This is a genomic window from Altererythrobacter chaiwopuensis (assembly GCF_054957755.1).
In genome coordinates, this window is record NZ_JBTXJG010000001.1 from 114,559 (window position 1) to 140,363 (window position 25,805).

The 25,805-nt window shown below is 62.0% G+C and carries 27 protein-coding genes, 1 tRNA gene and 1 pseudogene; 18 read left to right on the plus strand and 11 right to left on the minus strand.

Translation table 11 applies throughout. The annotated features are described in order from the left end of the window. The first annotated feature begins 15 nt into the window (after positions 1–15). The 4 genes from ACX2DJ_RS00625 (at position 16) to lptG (ending at position 3,513) form a co-directional block, all read left to right on the plus strand. Positions 16–456: a phasin family protein gene (locus tag ACX2DJ_RS00625; RefSeq protein ID WP_462570402.1), complete on the plus strand. Its 441-nt coding sequence runs from the start codon at positions 16–18 to the stop codon at positions 454–456. A 288-nt stretch (positions 457–744) separates the two neighbouring features. Then, positions 745–1,074 carry an ATP-dependent Clp protease adapter ClpS gene (clpS, locus tag ACX2DJ_RS00630; protein ID WP_462572515.1) on the plus strand — a complete coding sequence of 110 codons (330 nt, stop codon included), beginning with the start codon at positions 745–747 and terminating at the stop codon, positions 1,072–1,074. A 96-nt stretch (positions 1,075–1,170) separates the two neighbouring features. Beyond that, the gene (gene lptF / locus ACX2DJ_RS00635) at positions 1,171–2,403 is read left to right on the plus strand and encodes an LPS export ABC transporter permease LptF (protein ID WP_462570403.1); all 1,233 of its coding nucleotides are present in this window, start codon (positions 1,171–1,173) and stop codon (positions 2,401–2,403) included. A 12-nt stretch (positions 2,404–2,415) separates the two neighbouring features. Next, entirely contained in the window at positions 2,416–3,513 is a 1,098-nt protein-coding gene (gene lptG / locus ACX2DJ_RS00640) for an LPS export ABC transporter permease LptG (protein ID WP_462570404.1), read from the plus strand. A 51-nt stretch (positions 3,514–3,564) separates the two neighbouring features. Here lptG and ssb read toward each other — a convergent pair whose 3' ends face one another. The 5 genes from ssb to ACX2DJ_RS00665 all read right to left on the minus strand — a co-directional run bounded on the left by ssb (position 3,565) and on the right by ACX2DJ_RS00665 (position 7,687). Next, entirely contained in the window at positions 3,565–4,071 is a 507-nt protein-coding gene (gene ssb, locus ACX2DJ_RS00645) for a single-stranded DNA-binding protein (RefSeq protein ID WP_462570405.1), read from the minus strand. 138 nt (positions 4,072–4,209) lie between these two features. Continuing rightward, positions 4,210–6,066: a ferrous iron transporter B gene (gene feoB / locus ACX2DJ_RS00650; protein WP_462570406.1), complete on the minus strand. Its 1,857-nt coding sequence runs from the start codon at positions 6,064–6,066 to the stop codon at positions 4,210–4,212. 10 nt (positions 6,067–6,076) lie between these two features. Next, entirely contained in the window at positions 6,077–6,319 is a 243-nt protein-coding gene (locus tag ACX2DJ_RS00655) for a FeoA family protein (RefSeq protein WP_462570408.1), read from the minus strand. Between the two features lie 52 nt (positions 6,320–6,371). After that, positions 6,372–7,034 carry a COQ9 family protein gene (locus ACX2DJ_RS00660; RefSeq protein ID WP_462570409.1) on the minus strand — a complete coding sequence of 221 codons (663 nt, stop codon included), beginning with the start codon at positions 7,032–7,034 and terminating at the stop codon, positions 6,372–6,374. A 29-nt stretch (positions 7,035–7,063) separates the two neighbouring features. After that, a complete protein-coding gene (locus ACX2DJ_RS00665) occupies positions 7,064–7,687 on the minus strand; it encodes an ankyrin repeat domain-containing protein (protein ID WP_462570410.1) in 624 nt (207 codons plus the stop codon). Positions 7,688–7,757: 70 nt separating this feature from the next. Here ACX2DJ_RS00665 and ACX2DJ_RS00670 point away from each other — a divergent pair, with 70 nt between their 5' ends. The 8 genes from ACX2DJ_RS00670 to ACX2DJ_RS00705 all read left to right on the plus strand — a co-directional run bounded on the left by ACX2DJ_RS00670 (position 7,758) and on the right by ACX2DJ_RS00705 (position 13,273). After that, complete coding sequence (locus ACX2DJ_RS00670) at positions 7,758–8,375, plus strand: SCO family protein (RefSeq protein ID WP_462570411.1); 618 nt, start codon at positions 7,758–7,760, stop codon at positions 8,373–8,375. Next, positions 8,363–8,806 carry a YcgN family cysteine cluster protein gene (locus ACX2DJ_RS00675; RefSeq protein WP_462570412.1) on the plus strand — a complete coding sequence of 148 codons (444 nt, stop codon included), beginning with the start codon at positions 8,363–8,365 and terminating at the stop codon, positions 8,804–8,806. The genes ACX2DJ_RS00670 and ACX2DJ_RS00675 overlap by 13 nt, the downstream gene beginning before the upstream one ends. Continuing rightward, positions 8,803–9,525, plus strand: a complete 723-nt coding sequence (locus ACX2DJ_RS00680; protein ID WP_462570413.1) for a M48 family metallopeptidase — start codon at positions 8,803–8,805, stop codon at positions 9,523–9,525. The genes ACX2DJ_RS00675 and ACX2DJ_RS00680 overlap by 4 nt, the downstream gene beginning before the upstream one ends. A gap of 66 nt (positions 9,526–9,591) precedes the next feature. After that, positions 9,592–10,065 carry a hypothetical protein gene (locus ACX2DJ_RS00685; RefSeq protein ID WP_462570414.1) on the plus strand — a complete coding sequence of 158 codons (474 nt, stop codon included), beginning with the start codon at positions 9,592–9,594 and terminating at the stop codon, positions 10,063–10,065. 27 nt (positions 10,066–10,092) lie between these two features. Continuing rightward, positions 10,093–11,043: a bifunctional diaminohydroxyphosphoribosylaminopyrimidine deaminase/5-amino-6-(5-phosphoribosylamino)uracil reductase RibD gene (gene ribD / locus ACX2DJ_RS00690; protein WP_462570415.1), complete on the plus strand. Its 951-nt coding sequence runs from the start codon at positions 10,093–10,095 to the stop codon at positions 11,041–11,043. 8 nt (positions 11,044–11,051) lie between these two features. Then, a complete protein-coding gene (locus ACX2DJ_RS00695; protein WP_462570416.1) occupies positions 11,052–11,684 on the plus strand; it encodes a riboflavin synthase in 633 nt (210 codons plus the stop codon). Positions 11,685–11,772: 88 nt separating this feature from the next. Then, positions 11,773–12,690 carry a DMT family transporter gene (locus tag ACX2DJ_RS00700; protein ID WP_462570417.1) on the plus strand — a complete coding sequence of 306 codons (918 nt, stop codon included), beginning with the start codon at positions 11,773–11,775 and terminating at the stop codon, positions 12,688–12,690. A 340-nt stretch (positions 12,691–13,030) separates the two neighbouring features. After that, the gene (locus tag ACX2DJ_RS00705) at positions 13,031–13,273 is read left to right on the plus strand and encodes a hypothetical protein (RefSeq protein WP_462570418.1); all 243 of its coding nucleotides are present in this window, start codon (positions 13,031–13,033) and stop codon (positions 13,271–13,273) included. Between the two features lie 15 nt (positions 13,274–13,288). Here ACX2DJ_RS00705 and ACX2DJ_RS00710 read toward each other — a convergent pair. The 4 genes and pseudogenes from ACX2DJ_RS00710 to ACX2DJ_RS00725 form a co-directional block, all read right to left on the minus strand. Then, positions 13,289–13,450: pseudogene (locus ACX2DJ_RS00710) on the minus strand (aromatic amino acid aminotransferase); the annotation flags it as partial. Positions 13,451–13,465: 15 nt separating this feature from the next. Then, a complete protein-coding gene (locus ACX2DJ_RS00715; RefSeq protein WP_462570419.1) occupies positions 13,466–14,011 on the minus strand; it encodes a GNAT family N-acetyltransferase in 546 nt (181 codons plus the stop codon). A 1-nt stretch (position 14,012) separates the two neighbouring features. Next, positions 14,013–15,200: an amino acid aminotransferase gene (locus ACX2DJ_RS00720; RefSeq protein WP_462570420.1), complete on the minus strand. Its 1,188-nt coding sequence runs from the start codon at positions 15,198–15,200 to the stop codon at positions 14,013–14,015. 93 nt (positions 15,201–15,293) lie between these two features. Next, positions 15,294–16,103: a DUF1134 domain-containing protein gene (locus ACX2DJ_RS00725; protein WP_462572516.1), complete on the minus strand. Its 810-nt coding sequence runs from the start codon at positions 16,101–16,103 to the stop codon at positions 15,294–15,296. Between the two features lie 236 nt (positions 16,104–16,339). Between ACX2DJ_RS00725 and ACX2DJ_RS00730 the strand changes: the two genes are divergently transcribed. Continuing rightward, positions 16,340–16,430: transfer RNA gene (locus ACX2DJ_RS00730), tRNA-Ser, on the plus strand. A gap of 407 nt (positions 16,431–16,837) precedes the next feature. On the opposite strand, the gene ACX2DJ_RS00735 is transcribed toward ACX2DJ_RS00730, so the two are convergent. After that, positions 16,838–18,370, minus strand: a complete 1,533-nt coding sequence (locus ACX2DJ_RS00735; protein ID WP_462570421.1) for a CHAT domain-containing protein — start codon at positions 18,368–18,370, stop codon at positions 16,838–16,840. Positions 18,371–18,520: 150 nt separating this feature from the next. On the opposite strand from ACX2DJ_RS00735, the gene ACX2DJ_RS00740 reads away from it, so the two are divergent. The 5 genes from ACX2DJ_RS00740 to ACX2DJ_RS00760 all read left to right on the plus strand — a co-directional run bounded on the left by ACX2DJ_RS00740 (position 18,521) and on the right by ACX2DJ_RS00760 (position 24,860). Beyond that, positions 18,521–20,509, plus strand: a complete 1,989-nt coding sequence (locus ACX2DJ_RS00740; protein WP_462570422.1) for a TIR domain-containing protein — start codon at positions 18,521–18,523, stop codon at positions 20,507–20,509. A gap of 22 nt (positions 20,510–20,531) precedes the next feature. Next, a complete protein-coding gene (locus ACX2DJ_RS00745; protein ID WP_462570423.1) occupies positions 20,532–20,756 on the plus strand; it encodes a hypothetical protein in 225 nt (74 codons plus the stop codon). 49 nt (positions 20,757–20,805) lie between these two features. Further along, positions 20,806–22,281, plus strand: coding sequence for a S1 family serine peptidase (locus ACX2DJ_RS00750; protein WP_462570424.1), 1,476 nt, complete (start codon positions 20,806–20,808; stop codon positions 22,279–22,281). Between the two features lie 126 nt (positions 22,282–22,407). After that, a complete protein-coding gene (locus ACX2DJ_RS00755) occupies positions 22,408–24,429 on the plus strand; it encodes a hypothetical protein (RefSeq protein ID WP_462570425.1) in 2,022 nt (673 codons plus the stop codon). Continuing rightward, positions 24,426–24,860 carry a potassium channel family protein gene (locus tag ACX2DJ_RS00760; RefSeq protein WP_462570426.1) on the plus strand — a complete coding sequence of 145 codons (435 nt, stop codon included), beginning with the start codon at positions 24,426–24,428 and terminating at the stop codon, positions 24,858–24,860. The genes ACX2DJ_RS00755 and ACX2DJ_RS00760 overlap by 4 nt, the downstream gene beginning before the upstream one ends. Positions 24,861–25,383: 523 nt before the next feature. On the opposite strand, the gene ACX2DJ_RS00765 is transcribed toward ACX2DJ_RS00760, so the two are convergent. Next, complete coding sequence (locus tag ACX2DJ_RS00765; protein ID WP_462570427.1) at positions 25,384–25,800, minus strand: cytidine deaminase; 417 nt, start codon at positions 25,798–25,800, stop codon at positions 25,384–25,386. Positions 25,801–25,805: the final 5 nt, after the last annotated feature.

The following is a 25,805-nucleotide window of genomic DNA, read 5'->3' on the forward strand; positions in this document are numbered from 1 at the left end:
ATCAAGGACAAAATCATGGCCACTGCCAAGAAAACCGATTTCACCACCACCGCCAAGGAAGCTTTGGCTGACGTCCAGACCCGTGCGAAAACCGCTTTCGCCAAGTCGGGCGAGCTCGCTTCGGAAGTAACCGAATTCAGCAAGGGCAATCTTGATGCTGTTGTCGAATCGGGCAAGATCTTCTTTGCCGGCGTCCAGAGCATGGGCCGCGAGCAGGTGGAAGCGACCAAGGGCGCGGTTGAAACCGTTACCGAAGATTTCAAGAAAATGGCTGCCGTCAAGTCGCCGACCGAGCTGCTTCAGCTTCAGGGTGAACTGGCACGTCGCAACTTCGATGCCGCCGTTTCGTTCGGTTCGAAGAATACCGAGGCGCTGGTGAAGCTCTACAACGACGCATTTGCGCCGCTTTCGAGCCGCATGAGCCTCGCAGCCGAGAAGTTCAAGAAGGCTGCCTAAGCCTTTTATCAAATCCAGAGTTCTGACCGGGTCTCTCTCCTCTCCCATTCCCGGCAGAAACCCGAAGGGCCGGTTGGACTATTGTCCGGCCGGCCCTTTTCCTTGCGCGCCGAACTTCGTATCCGCACGCAGTGCCGCGTGAATTGGCAAAGCCTTAACCTTCAGGCGCCAAGGCGTTGGCGCTCTGTTCTTGCGCTACAGCCAAGGCTTACGATATTGCATCAGCATATGCAGACTGAATTACCCCGCCCTTGCGCCGAACCGGCGCGCTACAGCCTCCGCTTTGCCATGGCGAACGGGGCTGACGGCGATTCCGGCAGCGAGAATGAAACCGGCATCGCCACCAAGACCAAGGCGCGCCCAAAAAAGCCGAGCCAGTACAAGGTTCTGATGCTCAATGACGACTACACTCCGATGGAATTCGTGGTGATGGTGCTAAAGCGCTTTTTCGGGATGGACCTGGAACAGGCGACCCGCGTGATGCTGCATGTCCACCAGAAGGGTGTCGGCGTGTGCGGCATCTTCCCCTATGAAGTGGCCGAAACCAAGGTCAATCAGGTGATGGATTTCGCGCGGCAGAACCAGCACCCGCTGCAATGCACGCTGGAAAAGGCCTGATCGCCGAACATTCGCGCTTGAGGGCATGACCGCGGTCAATTTTCGCGCTAGGGGTTAGCCCCATAATAACCAGTTAGCGAAACATCCGGCGAAACAGTGCTCAAATTCCTACCCAGCATTGACCGTTATATCCTGCGCCTCGTGGTGGTGCCGATGCTGGGTGTGTTTGCGCTGGCTGCATCGCTGCTGCTGCTGGACAAGATGCTGCGGCTGTTCGATTTCGTCGCGGTCGAAGGCGGGCCGATCTCGGTCGTGTTCAAGATGCTGGGGGCGCTGATCCCCGAATATGCCAGTCTGGCGATTCCGCTGGGGCTGCTGCTGGGCGTGCTGCTTGCATTCCGCAAGCTCGCCATTTCGAGCGAGCTCGACGTGCTGCGCGCGGTCGGGCTGGGATATGGCCGCTTGCTACGCATACCCTATGTCATCACGCTGCTGCTGGTAGGGCTGAATGTCGCGCTGGTGTTCTATATCCAGCCGATCAGTCGCTATTATTACGAGCAGATGGAGTATGAGCTGCGATCGGGCGCGCTAGGCGCCTCGATCAAGGTCGGCGAATTCACCACGTTGAAAGACCGGATGGCGCTGCGGATTGAGGAAAGCGAAGATGATGGACGCCGGCTCAAGGGCATTTTTGCGCGCGTGGCCAATGACAAGGGCCAGGTACTGTCTATTTCCGCCCGCGAAGGCGCCTTCCTGGCCACCAGCGACAGCCCCGACACCATCATCCTGCGCTTGAGCGACGGCACCATTGTACAGGAAGCAGGCGGCCGCAATCCGCGCGTGCTCAGCTTTACCCGGCACGATCTGCCGATCGATCTTCCACGCATAGAGGAGTTCCGCGAGCGCGGCGATGCCGAACGCGAATACATCCTGCCCGAATTGCTGCGCATCGGGTGGAATGACGAACAACCCAGTGCCAAGCGCGCCGCCAGCCAGGCGAGCTTCAATTTCCGCATGGTCGAAGTGGTGATGATGCTGCTGATGCCGCTGCTGGCCGTGGCGCTGGCGATTCCGCCCAAGCGATCGACCAGCGCGCTGGGTGTATTCGTGTCGATCGTCATGGTGGTTTCGTACCACAAGGTAAACCAGTACGGGGAAGACATCGCCGCGCTGGGCAGGTTCGATCCGATCCTGGCGCTGTGGGTGCCCTTCGCGCTGTTCGCCCTGCTGATCATGTGGATGTACTACCGCGTGGCGCATGTGCCCGGCGGCCAGGCAATCGGCGCGCTCGAGACTGCTTCGTCCAAGCTGGCCAAGCGGCTGCGCAAGCTGTTCAAGCGGCGCCAGTCGCGCCAGGTAACCGCATTCGAAACCTCTCTGGCGGAATAAGGCATCCAAGCCATGCACTTCGAATTCTTTCCGTCGCGCACACTCACGCTTTACCTGGCCCGCATGTTCGTGGTGCGTATCCTGGCCGTGCTGGTGATGTTGGTGCTTGTGCTGATGATGCTCGATCTGCTGTCGACCAGCGGTGACATTCTGGCGACCGAAGGCAATGGCCAGGGCGAACTGGTAACCTATGCCGCCTTGCGCATTCCCCAGCTGATGGCGCGTTTCCTGCCTTATTCGGTGCTGCTGGCAACAATCATCACGCTGGTCACACTCAACCAGAACAGCGAAGTGATCGCGATGAAGGCGGCCGGGCTATCCGCGCACCAGGTGCTGGCGCCGCTGCTGCTGACCGCAGCGATCGTGTCGGTGGTGAGCTTTGGTTTCAACGAACGGGTGGTAACCCGCGCCACCGCGACGCTCAAGGCGTGGGAGGCAGCCGATTACGGGCCGGTTCCGCAGGATTCGGGTGTGCGCGCGAATGTGTATCTCACCGATGGCGCCAGCGTTCTCGCTGCCGCCACCATGACCGGCACTGGCAACGATATCCGGATGGCCGATGTCACCTGGTACGAACGCAGCGATAGCGGCATGATCCTCAAGCAGGTGCGCGCCGAATCCGCCACTTACGCCGCCCCGGGATGGCGGCTCGAAGATACAGTCAGCTTCGATGTCGGTACCGCTGAGACACGGCAACAGCCGGTGATGGTGATTGGCAAGCAATTGACCCCGGACAAGATCGAGCTCGACACCGTCGATCCCGATGCCGAACCCTTTTGGCGCCTGTCGCAATCGATCGATGCCTATGAGGCCGTGGGCCGCCGCACTGCAGAATTGCGCGCCAAATGGTGGCACAAGCTGTCTGGCCCGCTCTCCGCCTTTCTGATGCCCTTGTTGGGAGCAGTCGCCGCTTTCGGGCTCGCCAGGTCGGGCCAATTGTTCCTGCGCGCGATTATCGGCATGGCGCTGGGTTTTGCCTATTTCGTGATCGACAATGCCGCGCTGGCGATGGGCAGCTTCGGCGGCTATCCGCCGCTACTCGCCGCCTGGGCCCCGTTTTTCCTCTTCCTGCTGGTGGGAGAGACGGTGCTGGTCAGAACTGAGGAATAAGGCTTCGCCATAAAGCCCTGCAACATCGGTATGGCCGCGCGAGCGCGCCCTTCAGAAAGGAATATCGTCGTCTAGATCGTCATAGTTCGATCCACCGCCCGAACCCTGGCCGCCCGAACCCTGGTCGCCACTCTGGCCGCCGCCATAGCCACCGCCCGAACGGCTGCCACCACCGTAATTGCCGCCGCCACCGCCACCGCCGCCGCTCGCACCGTCAAGCATGGTCAGCCCGCCGTTCAAGCCGCGGATCACCACTTCGGTGGTATAGCGGTCCTGCCCGCTCTGGTCCTGCCACTTGCGGGTCTGCAACTGGCCTTCGACATAGACCTTGCTGCCCTTCTTCAGATAGCGCTCGACCACGCCCACCAGCCCCTCGGAAAAGATCGCCACATTGTGCCATTCGGTGCGTTCCTGCCGCTCGCCGGTATTGCGATCCTTCCACGTCTCACTGGTCGCGATACGCAAATTGGCAACCTTGCCCCCATTCTGGAAGCTGCGGATCTCCGGGTCTGCGCCCAGGTTCCCGATGAGCATTACCTTGTTGAGTGACCCGGCCATTGCATTCTTCCTTCGCTTAAGTCCCGACGCACCAACAAACCCGGTGCGGGCGCGCTCCGATATGTGATTCCCGCAAGGATGTAGGCCTCAGCCGGTCTGACAGGCAAACACGAATTCGACGTTTTGCCCGGAATGAGATCAAAGCCCCAACGAAGTGGCCGTCCAGAATGTCAGGCCGGCAAAAACGTAAGCGAGGGCGAACAGATACCCAACCATGAAGGCGGGCCATTTCCACCCGTTTGTTTCGCGCCGGGCAACCGCGATGGTGGAAATGCACTGCGGCGCGAACACGAACCAGGCGAGGAAGGCCAGCGCAGTGGGCAGGCCCCACAATTGGGCGATCCGGCCGCGCAGCGCCTCAAGCGTCTGGTCCTCGTCCTCCGCGTCGACCGCATAGGTCGTTGCCAGCGAGGAAACTGCCACTTCGCGCGCAGCCATGGCCGGCACCAACGCCAGGGTCATTTCGCGATTGAATCCGATCGGCTCGAAGGCTGGATGCATCGCCGTGGCAATCTGGCCTGCAAAGCTCGTATCAAGCTGGCTTTCGCCAGGGTCCGCCTTGGGAAAGGTCAGCAGCAGCCACAGGACAATGGTGGCGGCAAAGATGATCGTACCCGCGCGGCGCAGAAACACGAAAGCACGCTGCCACAGGCCGATCAGAAGGTCTTTCAGGATCGGCCACTGATAACGCGGCAGTTCCATGATAAAGCCGCTTGCGCGCCCCTTCGTAACCGTGCGGCGCAACAATAGGGCCGCCGCCATCGCCCCCACGATCCCCGCTACATAGAGCCCGAACAGCACCAGCCCCTGCAACCCGATAAACGGACCCACCGGGCGATCGGGTATTACTGCTCCGATGATCACCAGATATACCGGCAGCCGCGCCGAACAGGTCATTAGCGGGGCAATCAGGATTGTGGTCAACCGGTCTTTCGGATCGGCGATGCTGCGCGTTGCCATGATACCGGGGATGGCGCAGGCAAAGCTGGAAAGCAGCGGAATGAAGCTGCGGCCTGACAGGCCCACGCCCGCCATCATACGGTCCATCAGGAAGGCGGCGCGCGCCATATAGCCCGATGCTTCCATCACCAGGATGAAGAAGAACAGGATCACGATCTGCGGCAGGAAAACCACCACTGAGCCTACCCCCGCGATCACCCCTTCGGTCACCAGATCGCGCAGGATGCTTTCGGGAAAGGCAGCGCGAACCGCATCGCCCAGCGCTCCGGCTCCCGCGTCAAGCGCATCGGCAAAGGGTGTTGCCCAGGCAAACACCGCCTGGAAAATCACAAACAGCAGGCCGAGCAGGATGACCGGCCCGATCCAGGGGTTGAGCAAGACCCGATCGAGGCTGTTGTGAAGCCGATGTGTGGTGCTTTCGGAAATGATCGCGGCGGCAGTAATATTACGGGCAGCAAACCGGCGTTCAGGCAGGGTGAGGCGCCCGATCCGGCGCTCATCCTCATGTCCCGGCGCGATGGGCTGTGCCTGGTCGATTGCGGTAAGAAGTTCCGCCAGTCCGCGCCGCCGCACTGCAACGGTGGGCACCACCGGCACGCCCAGCGCATGGCCCAGGGCATCGGGATCGAGCACCAGCCCGTCGCGCTCGGCCAGATCAACCATGTTGAGCGCCACCACGGTCGGGCGCCCCAACGCAATCACTTCCTGCGCGAACACCAGATGCTGTTCGAGATTGGCCGCATCCAGCACTATAACGATAGTATCGGGCTGGGCTTCGCTTTCGAATTCACCCAACACAACCTTGCGGGTAACTTCCTCGTCCGGGCTGGCCGTTTCAGCCAGGCCGTAACTGCCCGGCAGATCGATCAGTTCCGCCTGTTTACCAGAAGGCAGTATCAGCCGCCCGGCCTTCCGTTCGACGGTAACGCCCGGATAGTTGGCGATTTTCTGCCGCGCACCTGTGAGCGCGTTGAACAGCGCACTCTTGCCTGCATTGGGATTGCCGACCAGCGCGATCTTGCGGTTAGGTTCCATTGCGACCGCCTTAGCCCTCAGTGCTGATCTGCATGGCGGCGGCATGCGCACGGCGCAGCGCCACTGTCATCCGGCCAAGCGTGATCGCCAGTGGATCGTTCCCGCCAAACACGCCGCAATGCACCATGGTGATTTGAGCGCCCTGATCTATCCCGAGCGCACGCAGTCGCAACCCCTCTTCGGGGGCGAGGTCGCCCCAGGCTATGGATGTTATGGTGGCGCTGAAGCCGCGCGGAAGTTGATCGAGCGTCATTGCGCCGCGCTGCCAGACCTCGCGAACAATTGCAACCGATTCGCAATAAGGGCTAGCGTGAAGGGTAGCGCATGCGCCCAAGAAAGCGTGTGACGCTGAAGTGATCGCGCTCACCGCCCAGCAGCCGGGCCTTGGCCTTTTCGAACCGCATCACCCCTTCGATCCGCCGGTCAAGGAAGGCGCGCGTGTCAGCCTTGCCCTCGCTTTCATCGTCAACAAACACTGCCAGCGTGGCGGCATAGATCGAAGCCAGGATAGTGCGCTTGGTATAGTGGTTATAGTCGGTCGCAGTATCGCCTGCGAGCCGCCACATGATGTCGGCGCTGTGCCAGCCGGCCTTGAGCGCGCGCGCCGCATTTCGCGGTTGTGCCATCACGGCAAGCGCGCGGCGCAGCGCCTCTTCCATGCCGTCAACTGCATCAAGCCGGAATTGCACCAGCACCCTGATCCGTTCTCTGACCTTCATGGTGGCGAGCTTTCCAGGCGGCAGCGCTTGCGTCATCGCCATATCGATCGTGTCGATCCAGGCTTCGATCATTTCCATCGCGCGCGTGCTGCCCTTGGCGGGAAAGGCGAGCCTGGCGACATCCGGATCAACATCCGCCGCATCTGCCGCATAAAGCAGCGCGCTTTCGCTCCAGCCGTCGAAAACCGCCGCGGCAGCGATTTCAGGCGCTAGCGCCAGGCGCAGTTCATCCAGCGTCAGTTCAGCCATTCCATTTATGGTCCCAGCCTCACCCACGCTCAGTAACTGGGCCCGTAATTGCCCGCCTCGCCTTGCTTCTTCACCCGCTCGGCATCGGCGCGCTCGAATTCTGCCATGATCGAAATATTGCCGGACATCAGGCCGGCATAGTCGCGCGCGCTGCGTCCGGAATTGTCGGCCCGGTCAGGATTGGCGCCGTTCGCCAGCAGCAGACGAATCAGCGGAATATCACGCCGATGAATCGCTGCGATCAGCGGGGTTTCACCTGAATTATCTGTGACTTCAACCTCGGCTCCGGCCTTGATCAATGCCTCGACACCCTCCGCAAATCCCATCGTCACGGCAAGCTGGATCGGATACATGCCCTTCTTGTCGCGAATATTGGGATTGGCACCGCGCGAGGTCAGAAAGCGGATCCAAAGCGCATCGCGCCGCTGGGTGACGATATGCAGCGCGGTTTCACCCGAAGTGATATCGCGCGAGTTGATGATCGTGGTGCCTGGCTCGCTCAAGGCTTCGGTTACGGCGTCTCCATCGCGGTCTTTCACAGCCTTGAGAAACTCGAAGCCGTCGGAGAACATCTGTGCTGCAACCGGAGTTGCCGCAATTGCACCCAGCAAGGCACCAATGATTGCTATCCTGCGCATAACGGCACGCGGCACGCTGTTATCCTTTCAAAAACCCTGTCACACCCTACATTGAAGGCTTTCCATTACCGCCGGTTAGCAGACCATGAACCGAGATGCCATGCCCCAGAAATTCCGCTTCGCCCGCTGGGTTCCACTTGCCGCTGCCGCATTGGCGCTCAGCGGCTGCGACAATCCCTCCCCGGCAAGCGACGCTCCGCTGGCCGGCGCAAGCATTGGCGGGCCGTTCGAACTGGTCAATTCAGCAGGCGAAACCGTACGCTGGGACGATTTCAAGGGCAAATACCGGATCGTCTATTTCGGCTTCACCTATTGCCCCGACATTTGCCCCACCGACGTGCAGCGCATAATGCAAGCCTATAACATGCTGGGCAAGGATGCGCCCGAGCTGACCGCCAGGATTGTGCCGATCTTCATTTCGGTTGATCCTGAACGCGACACGCCTGAAATTGTCGGCGAATTCACCGCCGCCTTCTCGGACGAGCTGATCGGCCTCACCGGAACTCCCGAACAGGTCAAGCAGGCGGCTGACAATTTCCGCGTATTCTATTCGCGCGGTGAGGAAACACCGGGCGGCGGCTATCTCGTCAATCATTCGGCCATTACCTACCTGTTCGGCCCCGAAGGTGAGCCGATCGCTACCCTGCCGACCGACCAGGGGGCAGAGGCAGTTGCGGCAGAACTGGTGAAATGGGTGAAGTAAGAGACCAGTTCTGGACCTTGCCGCTAGGCGAGTTGACCCGGGCGGAATGGGAAGCACTGTGCGACGGTTGCGGACGCTGCTGCCTGCACAAGATCGAGGACGAAGATACCGGAGAAATCAGCGACACCAATGTCGCCTGCAGGCTGCTCGATACCGAAAACGCGCGCTGTACCGATTATCGCAACCGCAAGGCCTTCGTGCCAGATTGCCTGCGTTTGACGCTCAAGATCGTGGAAGAAGTCGCCTGGTTGCCCGCTACTTGTGCATATCGCCTGCGTGCGGATGGCGATCCTCTGCCCGATTGGCATTACCTGCTGTCGGGTGATCCGGATGCGGTGAAGCGCGCGGGTGTGTCAGTTGCAGGCCGCGTCATCAGCGAGACGAAGGCCGGGCCGCTTGAACACCATATCGTGGAATGGGGCGCAGAATGATCGATTGGCTGCGCAAGGAAATGCTGGAGCCCGAGATCGAACTGGGCGAGCGGAAGCTGCCGATCGTGCTCAAGCGCCATGCGCGTGCGCGGCGGCTGACCCTGCGGCTGACTGCAGACGGCAGCGCAGTGCAGATCACCCTGCCCGGTTGGGCACGCAGCCGCGAGGCAATTGCCTTTGCCCATGCCCGGCGTGACTGGCTTGGAGCGCAACTCGCCAAACTGCCCGAACGCCGCGCACCCAGTCCCGGCGGCGTGATCATATATCGCGGCGCGCCAGTGCAGGTCGATTGGCGCGCGGATGCCCCCCGCCACCCGCAACTGGACGATACGCGAGTGCTGATCGGCGGCCCGCCCGAAGCAATGGAACGGCGGCTGGCGCGCTGGCTTGAACGCGAGGCGCTGGCGCTGTTCGAACAGGATACCCGGCACTATTGCGCGGCTGCCCTGCTGGATCCTGTTCCGGTGGCGCTTTCACGTGCGCAGCGCCGCTGGGGCAGCTGCTCGGATCGGCAGCGCATCAGGCTCAACTGGCGGCTGGTGCAAGCTCCAGATTTTGTGCGCCGGTCGGTTGTAGCGCATGAAGTGACGCACCTGGTCCATTTCGACCATAGCCCGGCCTTCCACGCGCTGCTGGGTGAAATCTTTGAAGGCGACATCCGCCAGGCCGACCGCTGGCTGAAGCAGCATGGCCGCACGCTCTACACCAGCTTCGGCTGAACTGCGCAAACCCGCCGCGGCGTACTGCCTCTAGCATCGGGGGCCGCTGCGTCCTATGTTACCGCCATGAGCAGGCTGCAACGATACAATCCCGGCCCTGGGATGGCGGATATGTGGGAATATTTCCGTCGGCCCCAGCCTTATCGCTGGCCGATACTGGCTGCCTCGGCCCTGCCAATCATCTTGATCCTGCTCTGGGCTAATTCAGAAGAACGGCTGGTTGAGCCCGACCGACCCAAGGTAACCTATATCTCCACCCTGGCCCCTGATCGCAGCGACGAGGAAATCCTCGCCTCGAACCTCGCCAACCAGCAGCGGCAGGATGAACGCCGGACGCAGATCGAAGCGGCCGAGCAACGCAAGCGCGAACTTTACCGCGCATTGGGTGCAGCGAGCGGCATGGATGTCGAGGCGATGGAGCGCCAGGCTGCGGCAGAGCGCGCGCGAGAGAAGGCCAAAGCCGAAGCTTTCCGCAAGAATGTGCTGAACAATCGCGTGGTGCCCGGCGCGGCTGACGCTGCTTTTCGCGGTTCGGACTGAACAGCATTGCCGGTTGACGCGCGATGGATGGGGGCGGCAGCGCGGGCTGCCGCGCGTGCCCGCCCGATCAGTCGCCCCAACCCCGCTGTCGGTTGCCTGATCCTGCGTGACGGCGTGGTGCTCGCGCGCGGCTGGACCCAGGCTGGCGGGCGCCCGCATGCAGAGGCGCATGCATTGGCCCAACTGCCTTCAGGCGGCGCGCGGGGTGCCACAATATATGTCACGCTCGAGCCCTGTGCGCACCAGTCCGAACGCGGCCCTGCTTGCGCCGAAATCCTCACCCTGGCAGCTCCGGCGCGCGTCGTGATCGGCGTCAAAGACCCTGATCCCCGCACCAGCGGCAAAGGTATCGCACAGCTCGATGCCGCAGGGATCACGGTGAGCGTGCTGGATGATCCTGCTGCGCGGGAAAGCCTGGCCGGGTTCCTTACCCGTGAAGAAAAACACCGCCCCTTCGTGACGCTCAAGCTCGCCATGTCGGCAGACGGCTTCATTGCGCGCGAACCGGGCAAGGAGCAGTGGATCACCGGCGAGATTGCCCGTGCGCATGTGCATGCCCGGCGGGCGCAGCAGGATGCGATCCTGGTTGGCGGCGGCACCTGGCGCGCCGACGAACCCCGGCTCGACGTGCGCCTGGAGGGGATCGAACACCTTTCACCCGAACGCTTTGTGTTGACGCGGGGGCCGGCGCCCGCTGGCACACAGGCGCTTGCCTCACCTGAAGCAATCTTCAACCTTGAAGGTGTGCAATATCTCTATGTCGAAGGCGGCGCCGCAACCGCCGAAGCCTTCCTTGATGCTGGCCTGGTCGACCGGCTCGAGATCTACACCGCCCCTATCACGATCGGCGCCGGCGTGAAGGCACCTGAAAGCCTTGCGTCGGAAATGCTCGCCGCCGAAAATGGCCCATGGCGCCTTGTCGAACAGTGCCAGCTTGGCAGCGACACTTTCGCCGCCTACAGCCGCGTCAGCGCATAGGAGATAGCATGTTCACCGGCATTGTCACCGCCATTGGTACCATCGCGAAGGCTGAGCAGCGCGGCGATCTGCGCCTGCGCATCACCGCCCCGCTTGATCCCGCGCGGATCGAGATTGGCGCTTCGATCGCCTGTTCCGGCGTCTGCCTGACGGTCGTCGATCGCGGCCTTCGACAGGCTCAGGCTGAGCGGGATATGGCATGGTTCGATGTCGATGTTTCGGGCGAGACTACCTCGCGCACCGTGCCCGGCATGTGGGAGGAAGGCGCGCAGCTCAATATCGAGCCGTCCTTGCGCATGGGTGACGAGTTGGGCGGCCATATCGTGACCGGCCATGTCGATGCCGTGGGCGAAGTGACCCGCGCCGAGGCGCAAGGTGGCAGCGTGCAGATCGATATCCGCGCGCCCGCTTCGCTGGCCCCTTTCATCGCGCCCAAGGGGTCGATCACTGTTCATGGCGTGTCGCTGACGGTCAATGACCTCACCGATGAAAGCGATGGGGGCTGCACCTTCATGCTCAACATCATTCCACACACCAGCGAAGTTACCACGCTGGGCGCGCTCAAGCCGGGCGACAGGGTCAATCTCGAGATCGACGTTCTGGCGCGCTACCTCAAGCGGATGCAGGCGCTGGCAGGATAGTGCGCGGTTTTTTGGGGGCCATGCGCGAGTGCGATTGCCCACGAGCGGCCATCGCACTGCCCCGCATTACTGTGTTATGGCTGATCGCATGGCTTCAGACAGCAAGCGCATATCAGCCAGCACCTTCATCCAGCTTCTCTCGGGGATGGCGCTGTTCGGCACTGCCACCCCGCTCAGCAAGATCATCGGCCAGAACTTCCCGATATTCACTGCATCCTTCCTGCGCATGGCGATCGCAAGCCTGGTGCTGGCACCTTTCGTTTGGGCAGCCACCTCGCGCTTCAAGAAGGCCAAGCGAGCCGACATTGCTGTCATCGCCGCGATTGCCGCATTCGGAATGGTCGGGTTCACCGCCACGATGTTGTTCGGCATGCGCATGACCACCGGCGTGATCGGCTCGACCATCATGAGCGCCACGCCTGCCGTTACTGCATTGACAGCGGTCCTCTTCCTGGGCGCTGCCATGAACTGGCGCAATGCGGGCGCGCTGGCGCTGGCAGTGGCCGGGATCGCCGCCATCAACCTGCTGAACGGCAACGATGGCGGAGGCGGCAACGCGATCGTGCTCGGTGCCGCGCTGGTTGTCGTCGCGGTGTGTTTCGAGGCAGCCTATACGTTGCTATCGCGCAAGCTCTCTATCGGCATTACCTCGATCGAGGCGACACTGGCCGCATCACTGATGGCGGCACCAGTCTTCATTCTGCTGGCGTGGCAGTTCGACCCCGAACCATTCGCGTTCGCCGAGGCAAGCCAGGAAGCCTGGGCGGCGCTGATTTTCTGGGGCGCAATGACAGGGGGGCTGGCGCCTGTGCTGTGGTACAAGGGAGTACGCAAGGCGCCGGCGGTGCTCTCTGCCGGTGCCATGTCCGTCATGCCGGTGACTTCGCTCGTAACCTCATATCTGCTGCTTGGCGAAACCTTCCAGTGGTCACATCTGATCGGCTTCGGGCTTGTGTTTCTCGGGCTGATCCTGATCATATTCGAACATGCCGGGGCGCAGGACTAGATCGACGCAGCAGGCAACAAGCCTACCGCGTTGACTCCATTGGCGTTCTGAATCGAGGTGATCTGCGATGCCAGCCTGTCTGCCGCCGCTTCGTGTTGATGCCGCTCCCACACACGGTCCGCGGCAGCCGCCTGGATAAGCTCGCGTTGATGCAGCGAATATAACTCGTTCAAATGCATGGTGATTTAACTTTAGCATATCTGACGCAGCAAAGCATGTCACTTGTCGCCGGCCGGCAACGCTTCACCCCGCGCACGTCGGCAGGGCTTGCGATGTGGGACAGCCTCCCCCTGTCCCGGACCCAACTCGCGCTTCGCTCGTTACTCTCAAGGAGAGGAGAGTGAAGATGATTGTGAAGATACTCGCCCTCGGTGCGCTGGGCCTGCTCGGCTACAGCTTTTTCAGGCACAAGCGCATCGCGGGTAACGCAGCCTATGCCGAGGGCCAACCGCAGCGCGGCCATACCGATGTTCGCGATGCCGGCCCTTCGGCCATGCGCGACAAGACCCAGCGCGAATGGACAGAAACCGACGAAGATCTGGACGAAAGCTTCCCGGCAAGCGATCCGCCCGGAGGCTATTGAGCGTGCCGCATCAGCTTAGCTGGTTACTGCCGCCACCGCACCGATGAACTTGTCGATATTGCCCGCCGTCAAACCGGCAATATTGATCCGGCCAGAACCCGCCATGTAGATGGCGTGCTCTTCGCGTAGCTGCACCACCTGCTGGGGCGAAACCGGAAGCGCCGAAAACAGCCCGTCCTACTTGCTCGGTGCTTAGGCCTGGTCGGCCAACGGTCCCTTGGCAAAGTCCGCCCGTTCGATCGAATAGACGACATGCTTCAAGGTCTGGCCCTGATAGATGACGACCTCTTCAAATGTGGTCAGGACCCCGCCGATCTTCTCCATCGCCTTGCGGCTGCGCCAATTGGTGTCACCTACCCGGAATAACACGCGCGGCACACTTTGCAGGGCATGAGCCAGCATGAGCCGCTTCATCCGTGCGTTGATCCCTGTGCCCCACATGGAGGGTGTAAGGAAGGTCCATCCGATCTCCATCGCCACCGGATCGAGCCCTGTTGGCCGGTACTGCGATGACCCGATAATAGCACCGCTGGCCTGTTCGATCACCGCCAACGCCCCGCCTTCATGCAGTGCTTCTTCGAAGAAAGCTGCGAAGACATCCGGCCTCCAGCGGTCGCGCATCGGATGTTGTTCCCAGATCCGGCGATCCCCGGCGATGGCGAAGATCTCCTCGCGGTCAGCCTCGGCCAGTGGCCTCAGCTCGATGCGATCGTCGGCAAGTTGCGGCTGCCGGTCCATGTCAGCTGGTTGCTCCGCCTGTCACATCGGCCACCGCACCGATGAACTTGTCGATATTGCCCGCCGTCAAACCGGCAATGTTGATCCGGCCAGAGCCCGCCATGTAGATAGCGTGCTCTTCGCGTAGCTGCACCACCTGCTCGGGCGTGACCGGAAGTGTCGAGAAAAGCCCGTTCTGGTGCGCCAGCGGTGCCAGATCGACGCTACCCGCGATGCCCGCCTCGCCCAGCCTTTCGCGCACCTGCCGCATGCGCTCGCGCATCTGGGTAAGCTCATCGAGCCAAAGCTCGGTCAGCGCATGATCACGTAACACGATTCGCGCTACCGCGCCGCCGTGATCCGGCGGCATCGACCATACTGCACGCGCCAGCGCATTGGCATTGGAAAATACCTTGTCGAGGTCCCCTGAGTCTCGGACCATGGCGTAGAAGGCGCCCACGCGGTCGCGGTAGACGCCGAAATTCTTGTCGCAGCTATAGCCAACGAACGCCTCGGGCACCACGCCCAGCACGCGGCGCATGCCATAGGCATCTTCTTCCATTCCGTGGCCCAGCCCCTGATAGGCAAGGTCGATGATCGGGAAGGCGCCGCTGGCGGCAAAAGCCTCGGCGATCGCGTCCCACTGCTGGGGCGTGTAGTCGATCCCGGTCGGATTGTGGCAGGCACCGTGGAGCAACACCGCAGCATTCGGCCCGGCGCCGCTGATCGTGTCCAGCACAGCTTCGAGATTGGCGGTGCCATCACTGCGCGCATGTTCGAACCACACGATATCAAGCCCGATATCATTGAGGATCTGCGCGTGGTTGGGCCAGCTCGGCTTGCCCAGGTGCAGCTTCTCAACGTCGGCACGCTGCGCCAGCGCGACTGCAAGCCGCACAGCTCCGGTACCGCCGGGCGTCTGCATTCCGCTGATCCGCCCGCCCATGGTCGCATTCGCGCCGAAGATATGCGGCATCAGCGCATTGACGAAGCCCATATCGCCCTCGGGGCCGAGGTATGACTTGCTGTCCTGCTCGTCCAGCAGACGCTTTTCGGCCTGCTTGACCGCCGCAAAGATCGGCGTGTCGCCCTGGCCCGTGCGATAAACGCCTACACCAAGGTCGATCTTGTCCGGCCGGGGATCGGCGGCATAGAGCTTGATCAGCGCGAGCAGCGCATCGGGGGCTTGCAGAGTGAGTCGTTCGAGCATGGGCGCGCCATGCAACGGGACGGGAAAGCCCGCAACAGGGAATTCCCTGCCGCAAGCGATTGCATACTTATGCGCCGATTGCGCCGGACAGGATCAGAACGGCAACCAGCGCTGCTTCTTCGAGAATTTCATGTAGCCTGCATTGATGCCCAGCCGCAGGCCGGCACCAACCCGGATCGGGATCAGCACCACATCCTTCCTGCGCATATAGCTGACATGCATGCCGCCCACGAAATAAGCCTGGCCTTCTCCAGCCGGGAAGCGCTCATAAAGTTCCTCGGTATCATAGAGGTTATAGACCAGCACAAAGGTATTCGCGGCATTGGCACCGGCATCGAAACCGATCGAGGGGCCGGTCCAGTAGACTGGCTGGCTGCCTTCAACCTTGTGGTAAAGCGTGCCCGAACCATAGCGCACGCCGATGCCAAGCGCGCCGCCGCCTTCGCGCCCCACGATATAGGCATTGGGTTCGCCCTGTTCGCGCAGCAGGTCTTCGATCACGCCGGCAAGTCCCTTGGCGCCCTTGCCGAACACCCCCTCGGCCGCGCCGATAAGGTCATCCTCGCCATAGGTTGTTTCGCTTCCTGCGAAGGTTGGCTCTCCGGTTCCCGTGGCCGGTCCGGCAGCAGCGGTTTCGCCGGGGGCAGGAACGGCGGCGGGTTGTTCGCCTTCCGTTTGCGGAGCCTCCGAACCGAAGGCGACCAGATCATTGCCAGTGTCGGCAGCAGGCGCGGGGGCGGGCGCCGCAAGGTCGCCGTCGATCGCGCCACTTTGCGCTGTATCATAAGCGCTGTCGGGGTCGATTGCCTCTAGCTCCTGCGCATGGGCGATGCCCGCGCCCATCGCAAGCGCGGCGCCAAGGGCCAGGGCGGCGTTTCTCAAACGGTATGTGAATGGCGTCATCATGATAGGTTCCCGGTCCGGATGCAGACCCATCCAGTGTTCATCTGAATCGCTTGATCGCGCAGTCACAATTGCGCGGCGGTGAACCGAATCGAAAATGCGGTGAACCGAGTCGCCCGACCGACCAATCGAGGCAGAGTCGCTTTTTTCTCGTGGTGGGTTGATGCGCGAACGCGGCCCCATTATAGCGCGCCTCTCGCAGCCAGAGGTGCATGCCCGATCAGCGTGTGTCTTGCGGAGACGTGGGTGAGTGGCTGAAACCAGTTCCCTGCTAAGGAACCATACCCGTACCGGGTATCGAGGGTTCGAATCCCTCCGTCTCCGCCACTGTGCCCCGGCGCTAAATCCATCCCGTATCGACTTGAGTTTGCCCGGCGCCTGGCCGCGCCGCTTTGCCCCCGCGCAACCCGCCCCCATTCCCTGCGGGATGGAACACATGGAACAGGGTCAAAGGCAAAGAAAACCGTCTGGTGTGCAGCGCTGATTTGCAAGGGGGCGGCAGAATGTTGCGAGTGGCTGGTCATGCCGCGAGGATAGAGCCGCGCGGCACAGTAGGAAATCGGTGTGATTTGGGTGATCTGGTTAGTCGCCGCCGTATCTGTACAGTTCTACCATGCGACCTATTGAATATACTGTCCCCGGAATTGAGCGCCCACAGCCGCCCAGCAAGGTTGACAAGCAGGGTGGCGGAGCAATTGCAAATGGGCAGGCGAGCCCTGATCTCGGCTGTGGCCCTAGTTCCAGTCGATCGCGGTCCAGCTCGACGGTTTTCCGTAGATTGAGAAGCTCGCCCACATTTTCGGATTGTTGAGATAGGGTTTTCGCCCTTGCTCATCGGTGTAGTTCATCGTCTCGATCTGCGCCTTCTGCAGCGCGATTTCGGGCGCGTCGCCATTCTTCAGATAGTGCATGAAGCGGCTCATCTGCAGCTTGGTTGCATCATCGCTGACATTCCACAGGCTCGCCACGACCTGCCCCGCGCCCGCCACGATCCAGCTTTGTGCGACGCCGAAGCCACCGCCATCGAACACCCGCCCAAGTGCGGTCTGGCACGCGCTCATCACCACCAGTGGTTCGCTATCCTCCCATCCCGGGAACCGCTCCTGGCGGATATGGCCGGCGTAGTAATGCCCCCTGGTCATTGCTGCGAAGCCCCTGGTCAGCGGGTTCTTCGGATCGGCCACCGCATGGGTCGCCATATAGACGAGGCCGATATCCTCGGTCCGGTTGATCGCCCTGCGCAGCGAAGGCGTGGTCGCCTCTACGCCGATCAGAACCCGTGACGGATGGGCGCCGAGCAGCCGGGCAACTTCGACCGCTTCCGCGCGCGCACCGGGCAGCGGCTCCCAGTCATATTGCGGATCTCTGGACAAATCGGGATCGCCCACGATCACCGCATTGGACAGATCAATATCGTGGTAGTCGAACCGCCCGACGACAGAGCTGATCGTATCGATATCGGGTACCGACACGAACGACCAATTTAGCAGCGCGCGACCATTGCGGAGGAACATCGCGGCATAGGGCGCGGTCGCCGTATCCCGAGTGCCGACAATCAGCAGACGGCCCGAATGCGTGCCCAGTGCATCTTGCACCGCGCCGGGAAGCAACTGATCGCGGGCTTCCGCCAGGCTGGCGAACCGCTTGGCGACCGCTTCCCTGCTTTGGTCGCGGGCCAGCATTGCCTCGCTCTCGGCGGCGGAGATTGCAGGCACGCCTTCGGCGCGCGGTGCGCGGGCAGAGGCAAGCGCGGTCACGCCAAGCCCGTCGGTCAGGAAGCCGGTCCCTTCATAAGGTTTGCTGGAGATGCCCGCGGCGATCCGCTCTCCCGGCGCGATCAGCCAGCTTTTCAGGCGGCCGTCGCCAAGTATTGTGTGGACCAGCGCGTAGGTTTCCGGGCCGCCTTCGGACAATTCGGCGAGCGAGCGGTTGATTGCCCGCAAGCGGGTAGCGGCACTCTGGTAATCGAACTCGCCCGTAGCTTCGGTTGCTTCGCCGGTCTCCCCCTTGCGCTGCAACACTGCGGCGATCACGCGCTCTTTCGCGATTGCCCGAAGCAGGTCCGTGTATTCCTCCTGCGGCAGATCTTCCTGGTTGATGAAAGAAGCGGGCGCCGCCTCGGGCAGAGCAACCGAGCTTTCGAACAATTGCTGGCCTGAGGACGTGTCCTCGGTGCTGTCACTACATCCGGCGGCGAGCAGGACCAGTGGCGCGAGCAGTAAAACTGCCGTACGGACTGAAACATCAGCCGGATATTGCGATGCCATACCGCCCCCCTTGCTACCGATTAAAGCAAAGCCAATAGCACAAGCGGGTCAATTGTTGTAGATGATGGTCTTGCGTGGCCACTGGCTGGCATAATTCGTTGAAAAATGTCAGCATACCGGCGGCCAGGCGGATTTGTTGGGGGACGGATTTTGGACAGCGCAGCGACCGACGATCCATCCCGCGAAGACGATCCATCCCGCGAAGACAAGGCCGCTGCGTCGATTTTCCTCAGCTATTCGCGGGAAGACCGGGCGCAAGTGCTGCCGCTTATCGAGCGGCTGCGCGCTGCCGGGCATGATGTCTGGTGGGACGGTCTGCTGGAAGGCGGCGACCGCTTTTCGCAAGTGACCGAGACTGCTCTCGAAACAAGTAATGTGGTGCTGGTGGTATGGACCGCCCGTTCGATCGATTCCCATTGGGTCCGCGATGAGGCGACCCGCGGCCGGGACCGCGGAAGGATGCTGTCGATTTCGCTCGATGGCACTCAGCCGCCGCTGGGGTTTCGCCAGATTCAGTATATTGACCTGTCGCACAGCGGGAATCCAGCGAAGGGGAGTGCTTTTGACGAAGTGCTGGCTGCGCTCGCAAAAATCCACGGAAAGGCTGGAACGCGCCTCACTTTTGCGGATGGGGGAATGGGGCCGCAGGGCAAGCATCCTGTACTCTCGCGCCGGTCGGCGCTGATCCTTGGCGGTGCCGGCGTGCTGGCCGCCTCAGGCGGAGTTGCGATGTGGTGGAGTGAATTGTTCACCGACGCCGCCCTGTCGAACAGCGTTGCAGTAATGATGTTTGAAAATCTGAGCAATGATCCCGAGCAGGAATATTTCAGCGCCGGATTGTCTGAGGAATTGCGCAGCATCCTCAGCCTCAATCAGCAGCTATTGGTGGCGGCGCAAACCTCTTCCGACAAGTTCAGCGATGGCAGCGAGACCGCGTCCGCAATCGCTGACGCATTGGGCGTAGCCTACATCCTCGAAGGTAGTGTCCGGCGCTCTGGCGCGACCCTGCGGACGGCGGCGCGGTTGATCGACGGAGCCACCAATCTCAATGTATGGTCGGATGTGTTCGAACGCAAAGCGGACGACATCCTGATCGTGCAGTCGCAGATCGCCACGGCGGTTGTCGACGCGCTGATCGCCAATTTTACGCGGTCGTCCGATGCCGGGACCGTGCGGGTCGGGGGAACCGATAATCCCGATGCGCTTGATCATTATCTGCGCGGAGTGGCTCTTTATGGTCAGGCTTCGGCACAGGAAGGGAAAGACCGCGCCGCGCTGGCCGAGCTGGAATTGGCGATCGGTCGCGATGCCAAATATGCCGCCGCTCATGCCGCGCGCTCGCGGGTGCTGACGGCAATCGGCAATCGCCACGCAACGGGCGAGGAATTGCGCGGGTATTACCAGCGAGCGATGGACGCGGCGCGGACCGCAATCGATCTTGCGCCCGATCTTGCGGAAGGACATGCCGCGCTCGGTTTCGTGCTCACCAATGGCACGCTCGACATCGCGGCAGCTCGCCAGCCCTATGATCAGGCGTTCAAGCTTGGTTATGGCAACGCTGAGATTCTGATGGGCTACACCCTGTTTGCCTCGTTTGTCGGGCTGTTCGATGAAGGGCGTGAAGCCATCGCCCGGGCAGAACGGCTCGATCCGCTCAGCGGGCCGGTGCTGCGCGCCGCGGCGGTGCTGGAATTTGCCGCGCGCGATTATGGCCGTGCCGCCGCCGCCGCGCGCCGCGCGATTGCGCTCAAGGATGGTACCAGCATCGTACACCGCATACTTGGCGACGTCGCCCGGCTGGATGGCAGGTTTGACGATGCCCGCGCGGCTTATGCGGCCGAACCGAGCGTGCTTTCCCGCATTACCGAGCTGGCAATCCTGGAGGCGAAGGCCGGTCGGCCCGATGCCGCGCAAGGCCACTTTGACGAACTGCTGGAGAATTTCGGGGACAACAGCCTGTACCAGCAAGCGCAGATTTTCGCGCAATGGGGCCGCTCCGAGGACGCGCTCGAAACGCTCGAACGCGCATTTGCCGTCGGCGATTCCGGGCTCGTCCTGTCACATACCGATCACAACCTCGACCCCATTCGACAGGACCCAAGATTTCAGGCATTACAAAGCCGTCTCGGTTTCGTCTGAGACATTTCTGAGGAGGAAAAATATGAGGAAATTTGTTGCTATTGCTGCCGGGATGGGCACCGCCTTGGGTTTGGCTGCATGTAGCCCCCCCGCCGAAGAGGCTGCAGAAGCTCCGGCGGAAGCAGCGGTAGAAGCTGCCCCCGCACCGGAAGAAGATCTGCAGGCTATGGACGGCGTGCAAGACGACGGCATGGCGAGCGAAGCGCCGGTTGAAGAAGATGAACGCGGAAATCCTGTCGATCAGTAGAGTTAAGATCATTCTTGCCTCGCATCGAAATCCGGCTTCGGCCTCTTCCATGAAGCGAGCGGGAAACACGAACAGGCACAGGACAGGGGCGATTGCCGCTCTGGGCCTGTGCCTTTTCCCTGTGCCGGTTGCCGCCAACGGGCCTATCACGCTTGCTCCCACCGCCGGGTCCGCTGCCTATGAACAGATTTCGGGCGAGCTTTATGACGATGAAGCGGGGCGCTTTCGGGATTTTTACGATTCGCTGAGCGAAGCCGGCAAGGTGATACTGGCCGAAGTAACCGGCCGCCTCGGCGAGGGTCAGCGCGGCACGTTCGTGCTGATGCTGATGGATATGGATACCGGATTGGCGCGCCGGATGCTCGCATTGTTCGCCAGCTTCGACAGTGCGCAGCTAGATTTTGTGGCCGGTCATATGAGCGAGCGCACATACGAAAAATGGCTGTTGATCCCTGAATTGCTCGAGGCCGAGCGGGAAGAAACCGTTCGTGCCGAACTGCTCGGCGATGCAGACCTGAATGCGTGCTATGCAGACGATACTTCGAACGCCGAGATTACTGATGATCTGGACCCGGCCCAAGCCGCGGAGGGGCAGATATGCAGCGAAGCAGTACTCGGTTTCCGTGGCCAATACTGGCGCACCCCTTACCGCGTGGTCAGAGGCGTTCATGCGGAACCCGATGAGGCGCATTGGCAGGCGCAACTGGCGCTTCACGGGGCGAGCACGAAAGCCTTTCATTCGGCGTCTGCGCGCGAATCTCAGCGCAAACAATTCGGCAGAGACCTGCATGATTGGGAGATCAACCACATCTGCGGCGCGGTTTATATTGGCGGGCGTTTCCTGCTGACCGCAGCGCATTGTATCGACAGCAACCGTGATGCGGTATTCTTCGCCGGGCGGCGTATGCGGCTCGGGACGCAGCGGATCGACGGGAACCACAATTTGCTGCAGATCAGAACGGTATTTCGCCACAAGGGATACGACAGCCAGACGCACCAGAACGATATCGCGCTGATCGAATTGAAGGATACCCCAAGCTTCGAAAATCTCACTGAGGCGAAATTGCCGCAATCGAGCCGCGCCGGGCTGGACAACGGGGCCCCGCTCCTGCTGACGGGTTGGGGTTATCAGCGTGCTACCGAAAGCGCCGGGAATATCCGCGCGCAGGACGGCCAATATCAGGAACGAGCGATAGCGCGATTGCTCAAAGGCTCAGTGACCCTGCGGCCTGACCCGGAATGCAACAACAATCGCAATTTCCGCATCAGGAAGTACCGGCTGCGCCCGGGGCAATTCTGCGCCGGATCACAATCGGGGATCGACAGTTGCCGCGGCGACAGCGGCGGGCCGCTGGTCGACCGCAGCACCGGAACTCTGGTCGGACTGGTGTCTTTCGGCCCTGGCTGCGGGCTGGCGAAAACTCCCGGCGTCTATGTCGATGTCGGATATTACACCGACTGGATCGTCCGCGCCAAAGCCGCTGCGAAGCGGGGCCGGGCGAACACGAAATATCTGTTCGAATGAGCGCACAGGGGCGGGCGGGCATGGGTGAGGTTCACCCCGGCTTGTGGATCGGCGCGGGTCTGCCTATCCGGGATGTGGTAACCGAAGCGAAGGGGGCACTGCGCGATTGCTACAACCGTACATGAATTGACCGGTACTGTCCCCGCGCCGCCGCTGCCGCGTCCGTGTTTTGCGTTGGGCGTAACCGGTCACCGCAGCTCACACCCGTCGTTTCCGAGCGATCCCGGGGCACTCGATAATGTCCTCGGTCAAATATTCGACACCGTCGAGCAGGCGCTCGAAAATATCCGCGGACAGAGCGGGGCACCAGAAGCCTGCGCGCCGCGTCTGAATACGCTGCTGGCGGACGGGACCGATCACCACGCCGCCCGCCTGGCCCTGGCGCGCGGCTGGGAATTGGTAATCCCGCTACCCTTCGGCAAGGCGCTCAATGCCGCGATCAATGGCGGAGCGGCGACCCCTGTCGATGCGCGCGCGATACTGGCGGGCGACCCGATCGCTGACTGCGAACTAGCCGGGCGGGTCGAGGCAATCTCTGCCTTGGCGCAGAAAGCGCGGCTGTTCGAACTGGCGGATGACGATCAGCGGGTGCAGCAATTGTTCCTCACCATGCTCGAGCGCCCTGGGGACACTCAGGCGCTCGGCAGCTTCGCCGCGGAGGCGGGCAAGCGCTCGGCGCTCGCCGGTCGAATCCTGATCGAGCAGTCGGATATCGTGGTCGCTGTGTGGGACGGCAATTCGGTCGCCAATGTCGGCGGCACCGGGCACACCGCGCTGATTGCACTCGAAATGGGTTCGCCGGTGTTGTGGATCAACCCCGCGCGGCCCGCCGAGTGGCAGATATTGCTCTCGCCCGAGGCGCTGGCCGGCGTGCACCGCGACAATGCCGTTGACGGTGCAGGGGCTTCGCCGATTGCGCGGGGCGCGGCGCTGAACCGGTTGGTCACCGACGCTGTTGCTCTGGCTCCACCCGAAACCGGCGGCGGCTTTGCGGGTCTGGCCGCAATCGGCACCGACAGCTGGCGCAGCGCAAGCAGCATTCGCGGCCACGCGTTCCGCCGTGTCGAGGCGCTGTTTGGCGAGACGGGGCTGGCGCGGCGCTTCCGGTCGGTCCGGCAAACCTATGAGCGGCCAGACGAGATCGCTGGAGGCAGTGGCAGGCCGCTGCTCGGTGCGATTGCTTCACTACCCCAGGGTGATCCTGGCCTGTCCCGCGCTCTGGAAACGGAAATCCTCCGCCGCTTTGCCTGGCTGGACGGGATTTCATCCTACCTTTCGGACCATTACCGCTCCGGGATGATCGTCAACTTCCTGCTCGGCGCCATGGCGATCATTGCGGGCATCCTCTATCTGCCGCTGGTCGATGCGGAGCACAAATGGATCTTCGCGGCGTTGGAGTTGGCTCTGCTGCTGACAATCGTGGCGAACACCGCCTCCGGTCAGAGGGCCCGCTTGCACGGTCGCTGGTTCGAGACCCGGCGGGCGGCAGAATATCTGCGGCACAGCCCGCTGCTGGCGGCGCTGGGTGCCGCCCGGCCTCCGGGTGCGTGGCCGCAGGGCACGGACAATTGGTGGCCCGAATGGTATGTCCGGCATGCGCTGCGCGAGATCGGTCTGCCGCAGATGCGGGTCGACAAGCCCTATCTACGGGAGCTGCTGGCGGCATTGCGCGATCATCATGTCGATCCGCAGCGGCACTATCATCGCGAGAAATCCGCACGTCTTGCCCGCGTACATCACCGGATTGACCGGCTCTCGGAACGACTGTTCGTTGCCGCTGTATTGCTGGTGGCGATGTTCCTTGCGCTCGCTGGCTTCTCTGCACTGGGCATGGTCGATCCCGGCTGGGTCGCGGCGAGCGCCAAATGGTTCACCGTCCTCGCGGTCGCCCTGCCGACACTCGGCGGTGCGTTTGCCGGCATTCGCTATTTCGGCGATTTCGAACGCTTTGCCGAGATATCCCAAGTCACCGCAGAGAAGCTCGACAGGGTGGCCCAGCGGATCGCGCTGATCCTTGATGCGCCGCACGAAGCGGTCGATTACAGCTTCGCCGCCGACATCGTCCACGCCGCCGACGAGATCGTGTTTGCCGAAATCCAGAATTGGCAGGCAGTGTTCAGCGCCAAGCGCACGGCGGTCCCTGCATGATCGTCGGGTTTGCCCTGTCGCTGGTGCTGATTGCAGCCACCATCCTGATCCATTACGAGGCGCTCCGCCTGACCTCGCTTGGCCTGGTCGAACTGGCCATCCCGGTGCATGCGCGCATTCTGGTCGTGCTCACGACTTCGATCGCCTCGCATTGCATCCATATCACGCTGTATGCGCTCGCTTATATGGCGCTGCACTGGATCGGAGGATACGGCACGATCGGCGGGGCCGAGCAGCTCAGCTTCCTCGATGCGTTCTACTTCTCGATAACCTCCTACACCACGCTCGGCATTGGCGATTTGTTTCCGCACGGGGCGCTGCGGATCATCTCCGGCTTCGAAGCGCTGAACGGCTTGGTGATGGTGGGCTGGACTGCCTCGATGACCTATCTCGCCATGGAAAAGTTCTGGCGCTTGCCCCCGCGCAGATGAGGCGGGACATGAGTGCCCCGTGCTGCCGTTTTCAGTGACAGGCGGGGTTGCTGGTTTGGTCTGAAGCGAAGGCGCATTACTGACATAAAATTGTTCGCAAAATGTCGGGGTGCAAAGTGGGGTGAATTTGCAAATAGACTGACAAATTATTGAGATATTGAAATATTTATAAACGTAAGTTCGAAACCCACCGTCTCCGCCACTGTGCCCCGGCGATAAATGCGCCCAGCATTGACTTGAGTTTGCCCGGCGCCTGGCCCCGCGCAGACCGCCCCCGATTCCTGCAAGATGGAACACATGGAACACGGTCAAAGGGAAAGAAAATCGCCTGATCGCAGCAAGCACGGCGAGCCGATATAGACCATGTTTTCAGCAAGATATATCGAGCAGCCGGCGACACGGTGACGATTGTGACGAAAGGCCAGCGTGTAGGAAAGCGTCAGGCCTGACTCGCCTCCGAGGCACTAACTCCCGCGTCCGGTACCGCGACAGGCAAGACCGGTAATGCTCGCAAGCGGGCGCGCTATTTCAGGCTCGCCGGGCCGAAAGCGCGGGGTAGCAGCCCGGACAGGCGCATCTCCACCACCTCGTCCTCGCCCGCGCACCACACCACCGGGTCAGTATCGCCCAGTTCGGCGAGCTCGTTCAGCACCTGGCGGCAGCGGCCACAGGGCGTGACGGGCGCGGCGGTGTCGCCGATCACCGCCACTTCCTCCAGCCCGCCGCGATGGCCGTCATCCATCGCTTTGGCCACGGCCACAGTTTCCGCGCACAGCGCGAGGCCATAGCTGGCATTCTCCACATTGGTGCCGGTCACCACCGTGCCATCGGCAAAGCGCAGCGCCGCGCCGACGCGGAAGTTCGAATAGGGCGAATAGCTGTTCTCGAGCGCGCGCCGGGCCGCGGCGATCAGGCTGTCCCGGTTGTTGTCTTCGCTCATCACGC

Excerpts from the sequence above, each read along its gene's own strand:
- ACX2DJ_RS00625 (WP_462570402.1), top strand. The coding sequence starts at position 16 with ATGGCCACTGCCAAGAAAACCGATTTCACCACCACCGCCAAGGAAGCT.
- clpS (WP_462572515.1), top strand. The coding sequence starts at position 745 with ATGGCGAACGGGGCTGACGGCGATTCCGGCAGCGAGAATGAAACCGGC.
- lptG (WP_462570404.1), top strand. The coding sequence starts at position 2,416 with ATGCACTTCGAATTCTTTCCGTCGCGCACACTCACGCTTTACCTGGCC.
- ssb (WP_462570405.1), bottom strand. The coding sequence starts at position 4,071 with ATGGCCGGGTCACTCAACAAGGTAATGCTCATCGGGAACCTGGGCGCA.
- feoB (WP_462570406.1), bottom strand. The coding sequence starts at position 6,066 with ATGGAACCTAACCGCAAGATCGCGCTGGTCGGCAATCCCAATGCAGGC.
- ACX2DJ_RS00655 (WP_462570408.1), bottom strand. The coding sequence starts at position 6,319 with ATGACGCTCGATCAACTTCCGCGCGGCTTCAGCGCCACCATAACATCC.
- ACX2DJ_RS00660 (WP_462570409.1), bottom strand. The coding sequence starts at position 7,034 with ATGGCTGAACTGACGCTGGATGAACTGCGCCTGGCGCTAGCGCCTGAA.
- ACX2DJ_RS00670 (WP_462570411.1), top strand. The coding sequence starts at position 7,758 with ATGAACCGAGATGCCATGCCCCAGAAATTCCGCTTCGCCCGCTGGGTT.
- ACX2DJ_RS00675 (WP_462570412.1), top strand. The coding sequence starts at position 8,363 with ATGGGTGAAGTAAGAGACCAGTTCTGGACCTTGCCGCTAGGCGAGTTG.
- ACX2DJ_RS00680 (WP_462570413.1), top strand. The coding sequence starts at position 8,803 with ATGATCGATTGGCTGCGCAAGGAAATGCTGGAGCCCGAGATCGAACTG.
- ACX2DJ_RS00685 (WP_462570414.1), top strand. The coding sequence starts at position 9,592 with ATGAGCAGGCTGCAACGATACAATCCCGGCCCTGGGATGGCGGATATG.
- ribD (WP_462570415.1), top strand. The coding sequence starts at position 10,093 with ATGGGGGCGGCAGCGCGGGCTGCCGCGCGTGCCCGCCCGATCAGTCGC.
- ACX2DJ_RS00695 (WP_462570416.1), top strand. The coding sequence starts at position 11,052 with ATGTTCACCGGCATTGTCACCGCCATTGGTACCATCGCGAAGGCTGAG.
- ACX2DJ_RS00700 (WP_462570417.1), top strand. The coding sequence starts at position 11,773 with ATGGCTTCAGACAGCAAGCGCATATCAGCCAGCACCTTCATCCAGCTT.
- ACX2DJ_RS00715 (WP_462570419.1), bottom strand. The coding sequence starts at position 14,011 with ATGGACCGGCAGCCGCAACTTGCCGACGATCGCATCGAGCTGAGGCCA.
- ACX2DJ_RS00720 (WP_462570420.1), bottom strand. The coding sequence starts at position 15,200 with ATGCTCGAACGACTCACTCTGCAAGCCCCCGATGCGCTGCTCGCGCTG.
- ACX2DJ_RS00725 (WP_462572516.1), bottom strand. The coding sequence starts at position 16,103 with ATGACGCCATTCACATACCGTTTGAGAAACGCCGCCCTGGCCCTTGGC.
- ACX2DJ_RS00735 (WP_462570421.1), bottom strand. The coding sequence starts at position 18,370 with ATGGCATCGCAATATCCGGCTGATGTTTCAGTCCGTACGGCAGTTTTA.
- ACX2DJ_RS00745 (WP_462570423.1), top strand. The coding sequence starts at position 20,532 with ATGAGGAAATTTGTTGCTATTGCTGCCGGGATGGGCACCGCCTTGGGT.
- ACX2DJ_RS00750 (WP_462570424.1), top strand. The coding sequence starts at position 20,806 with ATGAAGCGAGCGGGAAACACGAACAGGCACAGGACAGGGGCGATTGCC.
- ACX2DJ_RS00760 (WP_462570426.1), top strand. The coding sequence starts at position 24,426 with ATGATCGTCGGGTTTGCCCTGTCGCTGGTGCTGATTGCAGCCACCATC.
- ACX2DJ_RS00765 (WP_462570427.1), bottom strand. The coding sequence starts at position 25,800 with ATGAGCGAAGACAACAACCGGGACAGCCTGATCGCCGCGGCCCGGCGC.